The following is a 12513-nucleotide window of genomic DNA, read 5'->3' as shown; positions in this document are numbered from 1 at the left end:
CACAAAAATTAAACGTTAAATATGAAATGGTAGACAAATAATTACAACGGATGTAAGCGGTTTCGAGGTTGTTTACACACAAAACATCAACATTGTGTTAACCTTTTATGTAAATCGTTTGTGAAATAATTTTGGATTCTTTTGGGGATACCACAGTGAATACGTTACAACTTTCCATCGTTCATCGCTTACCACACCGTTATCGTTGGTTGGCGGGTTTTGCAGGTTCCCGAGTTGAACCGATTCCGCAAAGCGGGCAGAGCGCTGAAAATTGCCTGATTGGTCTCAAATTGTTGAGCGACAACAGCGATTCTGCATGGCCAACAATGCATAAATTAAGCCTCGCATTGCGAGATATCGAAGTAGATTCTTCGGTCGTGGAATGTGAAGGTGAGCCGTGCTTATTTGTGAATCGTCAGGATGAGCTTGCAGCAACTTGCCGACTGAAAAATTTTGGTGTTGCTATTGCTGAGTCTTTCTCCAGCGCGAATCCTTTTTGACTCTAAAATCTGCGAGTCAGGCAAGTGCAAGTAACTGGCGTGTGTATTCCGCCTGGGGTGCAGCAAAAATTTGCTGGCAGGCTCCTTGCTCGACCACCTCTCCCTGTCGCAATACCACAACCTGATGACATAACGATTTCACCACGCGCAAATCATGGCTGATAAAAATGTAGGCCAACTGATGCTTCTCTTGTAACGACTTCAGCAGTGCCAGAATTTGCGCTTGTACCGAACGATCCAGAGATGATGTCGGTTCATCAAGAATCATCAATTCCGGTTGTAAAATGAGCGCTCTGGCAATCGCAATCCGCTGTCTTTGTCCGCCAGAAAACTCTGCTGGATAGCGATGCATCGTTTGTGGATCTAACCCCACTTCCTGCATGGCAACGCTAACTTTCTGCTCACGTTCGGCTGCACTTAACGCAGGCTGATGGACGCGCAAACCCTCTTCAATGATCTGCAAAACATCGAGCCGTGGATTAAGCGACGAATTTGGGTCCTGAAAGACGACCTGGATGCGGTTACGCAGTGGTAGCAGCTTTTTGCGATTGAGAGAGTGCAGCGGCTTTCCGTCAAACCAGATCTCTCCGCTGGAGTGAATCAGGCGCAACAGCGCAAGCCCCGTGGTGCTTTTCCCCGAACCGGATTCCCCAACCAGACCGATGCTTTCACCCGCGCGCAGCGCAAAGCTCAGATTTTTAATCCCATAGTGGTGGCCGACGGTTTTCCTGAGTAGCCCACGGCGAATCGGGAAGGCAACCTGTAAATCACGAACCGTTAATAGTGGCGTGCTGGTTTCATCGACGGGTCGCGGGTTTCCCCCTGGTTCTGCGGCTAGCAATTGTTGGGTGTAAGGATGCTGCGGTGAGGCTAACAATCTCATCGTCGAGTTTTGCTCAACACATTTTCCGTTACGCATTACGGCGACGTTATCCGCCAGCTTTTTGACGATATTCAGATTATGGGTGATGAACAGCAGTCCCATATTCAGCTCTTGCTTGAGCTCTTTCAGTAATTGCAGAATTTGAGCCTGCACCGTGACATCCAGCGCCGTTGTCGGTTCGTCGGCAATCAGCAATTCCGGGCGGGTTAACAACGCCATGGCAATCATCACGCGCTGGCGTTCTCCGCCGGAAAGCTGGTGGGGGAAATCGGATAAACGGTTTGCCGCGTTACGAATCCCTACTCTATCCAGGCAGGTCAGCATTTCCGCGCGAGCGGCTTCACGGCGCATGCCACGATGCAGCGATAACACTTCATATAGCTGCTTTTCAATATTGTGAAGTGGATTGAGCGAAACCATTGGTTCCTGAAAAATCATGGCGATTTTATTGCCACGCACACCGCGAAGTGTGCGTTCAGGTGCGTGGAGTAGCTCCTGACCCTTAAAGAAAATCTCACCCGCAGGGTAGACAACCGGAGGGGCTGGCAATAAACGCAGCACCGATAACGCGGTAACGCTTTTTCCGGAACCCGATTCCCCAACTAGCGCCAGCGTTTCACCGGCATTCACCTCAAGGGATAAATCGTCCACCACTTGCCGGACGGTATCGCCGCTACGGAAAGCGACAGACAGATGACTGATGGAAAGCAGCGGGGTTGTCATATCAGTACACCTTGCTCGGGTCGAAGGCGTCGCGCACTGCTTCACCGATAAAAATAAGGAGTGTCAGCAAGATGGCCAACGAGAGGAATGCAGTGATGCCAAGCCACGGAGCCTGAAGATTATTTTTCCCCTGCAACAACAGCTCACCGAGTGACGGTGAGCCAAGCGGTAAACCAAAGCCGAGGAAATCCAGTGAGGTGAGGGTGGTAATCGAACCGCACAGAATAAATGGCAGGAATGTCAGCGTGGCGACCATGGCGTTTGGCAACATATGGCGCGTGATTATCGACCAGTCACTCACACCCATCGCCTGAGCGGCACGAATGTAATCAAAGTTTCGGGTCCTTAAAAATTCAGCGCGCACCACGCCGACCAGACTCATCCAGCCAAACAGTACGGTAATGCCGAGTAGCCACCAGAAATTCGGCTGGATAACGCTTGAAAGCAGGATTATCAGAAATAGCGTCGGCATGCCTGACCAAACCTCGATAAACCGCTGGCCCCACAAATCCACACGCCCGCCGTAATAGCCCTGAACCGCACCGGCAAGTATCCCAATGACACTGGAAAACAGTGTCAGCATCAGCCCGAACAGGATAGAAATGCGGGTGCCGTAGAGGATCCGCGCCAGCACATCTCCGCCGTTGGCATCCGTCCCCAGCCAGTTTTGGCTACTCGGTGGTGAAGGAAAGGGGACAGAAGTGGCAAAGTTAATCGCATTGTAGCCAAAGCGGATCGGTGCCCACAGCACCCACCCTTTTTGACTCAGCTGCTGCGTAAGCCACGGATCCTGATAATCGGCAGGTGTTGCCAGAGGGCCGCCGAAATCGCTTTCGCTGTAGCTGGCGATAAACGGGAAATAAAGCCGTTCCTGATAATGCACAATCAACGGGCGATCGTTGGCTATCAGTTCGGAACCTAACGTGAGCAAAAAGAGAAACGTGAAAATCCACAGTGACCAATAGCCGCGCTTATTTTGCCGAAACCGTGCCCAGCGGGCTTGATTGACAGGACTTAAATGGCTCATCCACGGCCCTCGAAATCAATACGCGGATCAACCAGCGTGTAAGTGATATCGCTCAGAATATTGAGCAGCAAACCTATTAAGGTAAAAATGTATAAGGTGCCAAACATCACCGGGTAGTCGCGGGAAATGGTGGAGTCATAGCCCAATAAACCCAGCCCGTTTAGTGAGAACATCACTTCGATAAGCAGCGAGCCGGTAAAAAACATACTGATGAACGTGGCAGGAAAACCTGCAATCACCAGCAGCATCGCGTTGCGGAACACATGGCGGTAGAGAATTTTACTTTCATCCAACCCTTTGGCTCGTGCAGTGACCACATACTGCTTGCGAATTTCATCAAGGAACGAGTTTTTCGTCAGCATCGTCAAGGTCGCAAAGCCACCCACCACTGTTGCCAATACTGGTAATGTGATGTGCCAGAGATAATCAATGATTTTGCCATACCATGGCAGGGTATCGAAATTTGTCGATACCAGGCCACGCAGTGGGAACCAATCCAGGTAACTCCCACCAGCAAACAAAACAATCAGCAAGATAGCGAACAGGAATGCAGGGATGGCGTAACCAATAATAATTAATGTACTGCTCCAGATATCAAAACTGCTGCCGTTGCTAACGGCTTTGCGGATCCCCAGTGGGATCGACACCATGTAGATAATTAAGGTGCTCCACAAACCAATCGAGATAGAAACCGGCAAGCTTTCTTTGATCAGATGCAGAACCGAAGCGCTGCGGAACAGACTGTCGCCGAAGTCAAAACGCAGATAATCGCCGAGCATTTTGAAGTAGCGTTCATGAATCGGTTTATCGAAACCGTAGCGGTGAGTGATTTCAGCAATCACTTCCGGGTCGAGGCCACGCGCGCCACGGTACTGGCTGTCGCCAACGTTACCCACACCGACACGAGCATGACCGCTCCCCATGTTATCCGTCGTCAAACCCGGGACTCCTGCGTCGCGGCCAAATTGAATCGCTGCAATAGCCTGATCCACTGGGCCACCAGGTGCAATCTGTACGATGAAAAAATTGATGGTGATAATCGCCCACAGTGTCGGGATTATCAGCAGCAAGCGACGTAACAGATAACTTCCCATGGGTTCCCTTAACGCCGGTTTTCTGGTAATTGAGCGGCTTTATTGACGTCATACCACCAGGTGTCAAAGCCGGTTGTGTATAACGGATGGATGGCAGGTTTGGAGAGTTTTCCCCACCAGGCGAAGCGGTCTGCTGCCATGTACCACATCGGAATCATGTAATTATTCCATGTCAACACACGATCCAGTGCACGCCCCAATGGCAGCAGTTTTTGTTTGTCACCTTGATGCGCCACAATTTGAGAGACCAGTTTATCGACTACCGGGCTTTTTACTCCCGGCGCATTGTAAGAGGAGTCGATGTATTCTGAGGCCCATGAAATTTGCACATCCGCACTAGGGTAAGGCATGGCGCTGTAAACCCTCGGCATCATGTCGTAGTCACGGCTGCGCAGGCGATTGGTGAGCTGCGAGTTATCCACCTGACGCACCTCCATTGTGATCCCCAGGCGTTGTAAATTATGCTGGAACGGTAAAACCCACTGGGTGTTGCCGGTGGTGCCAATCAACAACTCGAAGCTAAACGGTTTCCCGGTTTTCATATTGATGAGCTTCTGGTCTTTGAGTTCCCACCCAGCATCTTTCAACAAGTTCAGCGCTTTGAGCAGGTTGTCACGGTCAAAGCCATCACCGCGGGATTTTGGCGGGTTGTAGATAGTGGTAAACACCTCTGGCGGTAAGTCATCTTTCATGGGGGCCAGGATCGTCAATTCATCGGCATTCGGGTAATCCCGCGCGGCATATTCTGTGTTCTGGAAATAACTATTCGCCCGATTGTAGGCCCCATAAAACAGCGCTTTATTCATCCATTCAAAATCGAACGCCAGGCCAATCGCTTCGCGGACTTTTCGGTCTTCGAAGATCGGGCGCTGGATATTAAATGCCAGCCAGCGTGTGTCCTGAGCGGCATCGTTGGGCCGCTCTTCTTTTATAATGAAATGATTCGCAAAGTTCTTTCCGGTATAGCGTGTCGCCCAATTCTTTGCGCTTGCTTCGATGTGAAAATCGTAGGCTCCGGCCTTAAAAGCTTCAAAAGCGACATTATCATCAAGGTAATAGTCGTAACGGATGGAGTCGAAATTCCAGCGGCCACGGTTTACCGGTAAATTGGCAGCCCAATAGTCTCTGACGCGGGAGTAGGTAATATATTGCCCCATGCGCCATGCCGTTATTTTATAAGGGCCACTGGCCAGCGGAGGAGCAGAAAGCGGGTCGCTGAGCTTATGATCTTTCCAGAATTTTTCAGGGAACACCGGGAGCGAGAATAGCCCCAGCATCCGTTCTTTACTGGGGTCCGCCAGCTCGATGCGCACCGTGAGTGGCGCGATGGCTTTAACTTTTGCACCCTTATAAATCAGGCGAAACTGCGGCACACCTTCAGTCATGAATTTATTGAAAGTGAAAGCGACATCGCTGGCTTTGATGGGCGTCCCATCATGAAAACGTGCGCGGGGATTAATTTCAATTTCAGCCCAGGCAAAATTGCTGGGATAGCGCGCCATTTCACCGATTAACGGGTAATAACTGCCAGGCTCATCATCTGAGGTGGTAAAAAGCGTGTCATACAAGGATTCGGTACGCACGCCAGGATTGCCGCGTAGCGCATAACGGTTGAAGTTATCAAAGGTGCCAATCGCCGACAGTGTGATGTTTCCGCCCTTTGGGGCTGCGGGGTTGACGTAATCAAACTGCGTGAAGTTAATGGCGTACTTAGGTTCACCTAACACGGCGAAGGAATAGCTTTCCTTGATGTTTTCAGCCTGGCTTGAGGTCGCAATCAGGCAAAGGCTTAGCAAAGCAAAGGCGCGGGCAAACATCTATGGGCCTATCCTTGTCAGAGCGGAGATATTACCTCATTATTTTATCCCAAAATAATATCAATTCTCAGGTAACACGCCACCGCATAATAACTTCATGATGATGAATCATAAGTTATACCCGTCAGACTTCAAGCTGCATCTGTGCTGTCCTTTCTTATGTAAGCTCTTGGTACTCTTTTTGCTGGCCTTCCCATTCCTGCAATTGCTCAAAGGTGAGAGGGCGGGAGAAGTAGTAACCCTGTAAGTAATTCACCCCCTGGTCAATCAACCATTTGGCTTGCTCACGGGTTTCAACCCCTTCGGCGACGGTGGTCATACTGAGTTTACGTGCCAGAGTAAGCACGGCGTCGAGCACCGGAGAGGTGACGGTTTCAAAGCCGATCGAGTTAACAAAGCCACGATCAATCTTGAGATAGTCCAGTTTAAAGCGTTCGAGATAGATTAGTGCGCTGTGTCCTGTTCCAAAATCATCGACAGCAATTTCATATCCCTGCTCGTGCATCCAGGTAAACAGGCAACTGGCTTCATTTTCTTTAACCATATCGCGTTCGGTGATTTCAAAAATCAACTGGAAGTGATGAGGGGGCATCGAGGCGGCAAAAGCTTGAATATCTTCTTTGAAGGTTGGCGAGTGCAAATGGCTGGGCGCGAGATTGATACCAAGTCGTGCACCGGGCGGTAAAACATGCTGGAGTTTTTTGGCATCCCGCGCGATCAGTTCAAACAAGTGGCGGGTGAGGGGAACAATCAATTGCTGGGCTTCTGCAAAGGCGATAAATGCATCTGGAGGAATGGGGCCGGCAATAGGATGGTTCCAGCGCATCAACACTTCAACCCCGGACATCTTAAGCTCTTTGGCATTCACGACGGGTTGATACACCACAGAGAATTGCCCGCGTTTAATGCCGGTCAGAATCTCTTTTCCTGAACGTAGGCGCACAGTAAGCAACCAGGCACATAACGCACTGCTCAGTATGCCGAAAACTAAACCTGTAAGAATGGATATTTGAATGTCTTCAGCAGGCCAGGTTTCACCATATAGCGCTAATTTGATGGGGTAATTCTGAAGAGTAATGATGCGTGTAGGGTGCGTTGGCAACTCTGACACATTCATTACGTTGTTGGATTGCGTGGTTAGTGCTTTATTGCCGACGATAATCGCCATCGAAACCAAATCGCTTTGACGAGTGCTGAATAATAAATAAGGCGTGAGGTCAACATTCAGAGTAGCGAAAACGCCGCGGCCAGCAATCACCGGGTTTTTAAACCATGCGGTAACTGTCGGTTTGCCGGGCATCATTGGCGTGCCGTGCAGGATATCAATATCGACGCTTTGATTAAGATCGATGTCAGGGACGATTTGGTGCATATCCATCAGCATGCTGCCCGTTGCGGAAGAGCAGTAAGCTTCACCATTTCGCACTAACACAAAGGCGCGGACGTTGGCGTTAAAGGCGGCTCGCGAGGTGAGTTCACCCGCAACTTGATGGCAATCAGAAAGCGTTAACGGCTGGATACTGCTGGTGGTGGACTGAAGTTCATTGAAAAAGCGGCTTAGATAGTCACGTATATCTTGCGTCAGCATGTCATAACTGGCTTCACGCTTACTGTGTAGCGTGAGGCTGGTTATTCCACCAATCAATAGCGCAGCAAGGATACCCGCCAAAATACTGAAGGCGGCAATTTGCCGGATAGAGGTAAAGTAGCGTGAAAATATATTCTTCGAAAACATGGATAACGGGTTCCTGCAAGCGCAAGAGACTTATGGTTTATTTGCGTTTTTTTGGACTATAACGCAAAAACTGCCATTGCGTCATAAAGTTTCTAACGGAAATTATGATCATTTTGGAATCGTTTACTGTTAGAACTTACTGAATTTCAGACAATAAAAAACGCTGCCTGGGCAGCGCTTCTTGTCTCGTCGAATTGTTTTCTTGCAAACAGCCAAGGGATTAACTGTCTGCAAGAACCGCATCAACTGCGGCTCAGTACGCGTCGGGCTTCGTTATAACGCTTCTTCCAGTACGGTTCGTCCATGCTTGAAATCGTCACACCACTGCTGGTGGAAGCATGTACAAACTGATTGTTGCCGATATAAATACCAACATGTCGACCGGTCGAACCTGCACGGAACAGAACTAAATCACCAGTACGTAATTTATTACGTGAAATCGATTTACCTGAGTCCTGTTGTTCAGAAGTTGAACGAGGCAACTCTAAACCAAATTGTTCGCGGAATGTGCGTTGTACAAATGCTGAACAATCAATACCGCTTTTATTGCTGCCGCCAAGACGATAACGAACGCCTTTCCAGCTTGCATATTGATCCATGAGACGTGTTTTCACATCTACATTACGGACCATCTCTTCGAATTCATCCTGAGAAGCTTGCAGTAAAAAACCATCTTTATTGCCGACTGCATGCGTCTCAGAATGCATATTTGCGGTGTTTGTCGAACTACATGCTGACAGCATTACTGCCACAGCAATTGCGGGAATCGCCCGCAAGATATATCTCAAAATAGGCTGAGATTTGACCATTATGTTTGTTATCCCTTGAAGTCCTTAACGATAAATATCGTTATGCAAAATGCCAACGTGACGAGACTAATTACCTGAACGCCATGAAACAATTGCTTATACGCAAAACTGTGGCATGACGCACAAATTTATTCACACTGAGAATGATTTGGCTTTAAGCACAAAACGTATCCGAGGGTACCCTATCAACACAGACGTGGCGAGTGGTTTTCACTGATTTTTTATAAGAAATTGTGATGTTAATAAACGATAAAGAATATTGCTCATTTGTTAATCATGATTGGTGTTTATATGTGCAATCACTTCATTTTTGTGGGGAAATGTAAAGGTTAAATATTAGCCTTTTTTGATGGCGAGATGAAAAATCATCAGAGTTCATTCCATTCTCTGATGATTGGGATTCATTCGTGTTTTTCAGATGTTAATTATTTGTATTGGAGCGTTCCGGTAAATAGCGATCCAACAGACTAATTAACCCGTCGCTTATTGGGGTTAATAGCACCCATGGCAAACAAACAAGCGCAATAGAGAGCGAGCCTACGAAGATATCAGTAAACCAATGTGCGCCAATCATCATGCGTGGCATCATGAAAATCAGGAAAATAATAACGGCAATACCAAACGCTTTTTTGCCGAAATAGCGCAGCATGAAGCCAGTGAAAATCAGCAACATTAACCCGTGATCGCCAGGGAAACTGTCTTTGGAAGCATCCTTCGTCGGGAAATGCAGCAATTCACTGACGCGATAAATATCGGTGAAATACAGCGAAGGGCTGACGTGAGATTCCGGAATCAAATGGCCGAGCTGATTAATAATCACTGCGCAAAATAGCATCACAATCCCCATGATGAACATGCGGCGGCGACCGGTGGCTGATTCTTTACGCCAGAAGCTGAAAAACAGTGAACCCATCGCTAATAACGAAATACCATCAAACACCCGATTATTGGTCACAGCAACAAGTAACAAAAAGGTATGGCTCTTAACCAGCGCCTGGTTAAAGAAATGGAAAATGTTTGAATCGATTACGAACCAATAGCCGTGGCCTGGGGGTAGATACCAACTAAAAAAGAGGGCTAAACCCAGCGCGTTCAGCGCCAGGATTGCCGATAATCGAAGATTTTTCATACAATATCACGAGGCATTTTAACAAAGGGCGAAAGGGTAGACTTACAAACTTAAACGTAACTTCAACAGGGAAGTTTGCAGTGCGTTCCAGTCAACTTCACCGCTATGAATTAACTCGATGCGGCTGTCCGGTGGTGCGACATTTTGCGTTTCAATATGGAAATCAAGTCCCTGGCGGTTAATGCGCACCAGACCTTCCGCAATTCGCAGCACACCTTTCACGCGGTCGACGGGGGCAAGTCTGGCCCATTCCAGAATCCCGACAGTGTCAAAAAGTGTATCGGCATCAAAAATCCAACCGCAACCAACATAACCCTGGCCACTATTAATGCTGCGTCGCCAGCGTTGATGCTCCGGCAGGCTTAACGCGGCAAGCCCCTTTGATGCGGCGTGGCTGTGGCTGTGTTCAGGGCTGGAAGGAAGCTCGCGGAGATTTATACGTGGTCTATCGAGAAGACGGATGTCGATGTTGCCGTTACTCGCTGCAATAATTTCACGCCCCGCAGCTTCGCGCTGTTGCCATTCGGCCAATGCATTGCGGCTTTCATCGCAGGCCCGGTCTTCTTTATTGGCAATAATAATATCGGCGGCAGCCAGTTGATCGCGGAAGTTATCATTATTAATTGCGCGTTCATCAAGCAATTGGCGAGGATCCAGCAAGCAGAGCGTGGCGTTGAGCTCTATCCACGGTTGGTAAACTTCAGCGGTCAGCATATCAAGGATTTGTTTGGGATGCCCGAGGCCGGTTGGTTCAATCAGCAAACGGTCGGGTTTACCCTGGCGTAGCAACGTGTTCAGGCCAACTTGCATTGGCAAACCATTCACGCAACACATACAACCGCCGGGGATTTCTTTCAACAATGCGCCACTGTCAGCTAACAATGCACCATCGATGCCGACTTCGCCAAATTCGTTCACCAGCACAGCCCATTTTTCATGCTCAGGTTTATTGGCCAGCAAATGCAGAATGGTGGTGGTTTTGCCGCTACCGAGAAAGCCGGTAATAAGGTTGGTTTTAGTCACAGGTGCTCCGGACAGGTTTAGTAAACCTTACGTGATTGAATGATCACAATCCTGAACAATATTGATGAAAAAAGGAAGACTGAACGCGCCTCGCTTCCTTGTTCAGCGCGTTTAAGGGCATAGATCGTTAAATTAATCGACCAGTTTTGCTACTGCTTCGCGCGCGCCGAGGTTGCATAATTCGCTCCACGCAATTTGGATACGGGCAACAAATTGTTCATCAACAGGCAGGTCGCTACCAAAGATTTCATGCAGGTTGAGCAGGGCGAGTACCCGTTCTTCAGTAGTGCTGCTTTCAACCAGCATTTTTATTTTTCCGGCCAGCGGATCACGAATATCAATCTCATTGCCAGCGTCATCAGTGCCGCTGACATAACGCATCCAGCCTGCGATGCCCAGTGCAAGACAAGGCCATTCATCACCTTGCTGGAGATGCCAGCGCACACTTTCCAGCATACGTTGCGGCAGTTTCTGGCTACCGTCCATCGCGATTTGCCACGTGCGATGTTTCAGCGCCGGGTTTTCGAAACGGTCGAGTAACTTATGTGCATACTGCTGCAAATCGACGCCAGTCACGCGCAGTGTCGGCGCTTGTTCCTGCATCATTAAGCGATGCGCAGCCAGGCGGAAATTGTTATCAGCCATACAATCATTGACGTGCTGATAGCCCGCCAGATAGCCGAGATACGCGAGGAAAGAGTGGCTGCCGTTAAGCATGCGCAGCTTCATTTGTTCCCATGGCATCACGTCGTCGACCATCTCAACACCCACTTCTTCCCATGCCGGGCGGCCAGCGACAAAGTTATCTTCAATCACCCACTGGATAAACGGTTCGCCTGAAATCGCGCATGGATCTTCTACGCCTAAGGCATCGGTGATTTCTTGCAGTGATTCCGGCGTTGCCGCAGGGACAATTCTGTCGACCATGGTGCTTGGGAAGGTCACGTGCTCACGGATCCAGTCGGCTAACTCCTGGCTGCGCGTTTCTGCCATGCCAATCACCGCGTGGCGAACGACATGGCCGTTGTCGGGAATGTTGTCGCAGGAAAGTACGGTAAAGGGACACAACCCGCGCTCGCGACGGCGATTAAGTGCTTCCACCAGAATGCCTGGTGCAGAATGGGGCTCGGCAGGATTTTGCAAATCGTGAATAATTCGTTCGTTACTATTGTCGAGTTTTCCGGTCGCCGGGTCGATGCAATAACCCTTTTCAGTCACAGTCAGGGAAACAATCGCCACCTGCGGTTCGCAGAACTTCTCAATGATTGCATCAAGGCCATCAAGTTTTGCGTTCAGGCACTCATTCACCGCACCAATAATAATTGCCTGGTTACTGTCACGGCCTTTTTCCAGCACGGTATATAAATGATCCTGGGCCCGCAGCGCGCTCATCAGTTTGTCGCCACTGAACAAGCTAATTTCACAAATGCCCCAATCGCCCGCCAATTTATTGAGTACCCGATCGGTTAACAGCGCCTGGTGTGCACGATGAAATGCGCCAAAACCAAAATGGACGATGCGGGTTTTTAACGCTTTGCGATCATAGCGTGGCTGCTGAACGCTGGCGGGGAGCGTGACCGAAGCAATTGTATTCATAATTGTAAATCCTGATTAACGAATTAGTAACATTGCGCAGTCTAAAGTTATATGACAACAAATTAAATTGGTGTGCTGGCTTTATCCCTTTAATGTGAGCTGGATCAACCAATATCACCGCAAAAATTGACCGAAAAGAAGAATCCGGTATGGTAGTAGTCAATACAGCATTTATAA

Annotated in this window: 10 protein-coding genes; 1 reads left to right on the top strand and 9 read right to left on the bottom strand. The window is 48.9% G+C overall.

The window, feature by feature from the left end:
* Positions 1–155 precede the first annotated feature (155 nt).
* The gene (locus EC843_RS06505) at positions 156–500 is read left to right on the top strand and encodes a YejG family protein (RefSeq protein ID WP_064544949.1); all 345 of its coding nucleotides are present in this window, start codon (positions 156–158) and stop codon (positions 498–500) included.
* Positions 501–516: 16 nt separating this feature from the next.
* Here the strand turns inward: EC843_RS06505 and yejF are convergent, their stop codons facing one another.
* From yejF to EC843_RS06460, 9 genes are all read right to left on the bottom strand, one after another.
* Positions 517–2106, bottom strand: a complete 1590-nt coding sequence (yejF, locus tag EC843_RS06500; RefSeq protein WP_064544952.1) for a microcin C ABC transporter ATP-binding protein YejF — start codon at positions 2104–2106, stop codon at positions 517–519.
* A gap of 1 nt (position 2107) precedes the next feature.
* Positions 2108–3133 carry a microcin C ABC transporter permease gene (locus tag EC843_RS06495; protein ID WP_121815211.1) on the bottom strand — a complete coding sequence of 342 codons (1026 nt, stop codon included), beginning with the start codon at positions 3131–3133 and terminating at the stop codon, positions 2108–2110.
* Complete coding sequence (locus EC843_RS06490; RefSeq protein WP_064544956.1) at positions 3130–4227, bottom strand: microcin C ABC transporter permease YejB; 1098 nt, start codon at positions 4225–4227, stop codon at positions 3130–3132. The genes EC843_RS06495 and EC843_RS06490 overlap by 4 nt, the downstream gene beginning before the upstream one ends.
* Positions 4228–4235: 8 nt before the next feature.
* Entirely contained in the window at positions 4236–6044 is a 1809-nt protein-coding gene (locus EC843_RS06485) for an extracellular solute-binding protein (protein WP_121815212.1), read from the bottom strand.
* A gap of 157 nt (positions 6045–6201) precedes the next feature.
* Positions 6202–7779, bottom strand: coding sequence for a cyclic di-GMP phosphodiesterase (locus EC843_RS06480; protein ID WP_064544960.1), 1578 nt, complete (start codon positions 7777–7779; stop codon positions 6202–6204).
* 242 nt (positions 7780–8021) lie between these two features.
* The gene (gene mepS, locus EC843_RS06475; RefSeq protein ID WP_064544962.1) at positions 8022–8588 is read right to left on the bottom strand and encodes a bifunctional murein DD-endopeptidase/murein LD-carboxypeptidase; all 567 of its coding nucleotides are present in this window, start codon (positions 8586–8588) and stop codon (positions 8022–8024) included.
* Between the two features lie 421 nt (positions 8589–9009).
* Positions 9010–9717 carry a phosphatase PAP2 family protein gene (locus EC843_RS06470; protein WP_064544964.1) on the bottom strand — a complete coding sequence of 236 codons (708 nt, stop codon included), beginning with the start codon at positions 9715–9717 and terminating at the stop codon, positions 9010–9012.
* Positions 9718–9759: 42 nt separating this feature from the next.
* Complete coding sequence (locus tag EC843_RS06465; RefSeq protein ID WP_133521939.1) at positions 9760–10740, bottom strand: GTP-binding protein; 981 nt, start codon at positions 10738–10740, stop codon at positions 9760–9762.
* Positions 10741–10872: 132 nt separating this feature from the next.
* A complete protein-coding gene (locus EC843_RS06460) occupies positions 10873–12336 on the bottom strand; it encodes a mannitol dehydrogenase family protein (protein WP_133521938.1) in 1464 nt (487 codons plus the stop codon).
* Between the last annotated feature and the right edge of the window lie 177 nt (positions 12337–12513).

This window comes from Buttiauxella sp. JUb87, from assembly GCF_004361975.1.
Taxonomy (GTDB): domain Bacteria; phylum Pseudomonadota; class Gammaproteobacteria; order Enterobacterales; family Enterobacteriaceae; genus Buttiauxella; species Buttiauxella ferragutiae.
This window is presented reverse-complemented; position numbering and strand designations above follow the sequence as displayed.

Coding starts and splice junctions, on each gene's coding strand:
- EC843_RS06485 (WP_121815212.1), bottom strand. CDS start 6,044: ATGTTTGCCCGCGCCTTTGCTTTGCTAAGCCTTTGCCTGATTGCGACC.
- EC843_RS06480 (WP_064544960.1), bottom strand. CDS start 7,779: ATGTTTTCGAAGAATATATTTTCACGCTACTTTACCTCTATCCGGCAA.
- EC843_RS06490 (WP_064544956.1), bottom strand. CDS start 4,227: ATGGGAAGTTATCTGTTACGTCGCTTGCTGCTGATAATCCCGACACTG.
- EC843_RS06460 (WP_133521938.1), bottom strand. CDS start 12,336: ATGAATACAATTGCTTCGGTCACGCTCCCCGCCAGCGTTCAGCAGCCA.
- EC843_RS06470 (WP_064544964.1), bottom strand. CDS start 9,717: ATGAAAAATCTTCGATTATCGGCAATCCTGGCGCTGAACGCGCTGGGT.
- EC843_RS06495 (WP_121815211.1), bottom strand. CDS start 3,133: ATGAGCCATTTAAGTCCTGTCAATCAAGCCCGCTGGGCACGGTTTCGG.
- mepS (WP_064544962.1), bottom strand. CDS start 8,588: ATGGTCAAATCTCAGCCTATTTTGAGATATATCTTGCGGGCGATTCCC.
- yejF (WP_064544952.1), bottom strand. CDS start 2,106: ATGACAACCCCGCTGCTTTCCATCAGTCATCTGTCTGTCGCTTTCCGT.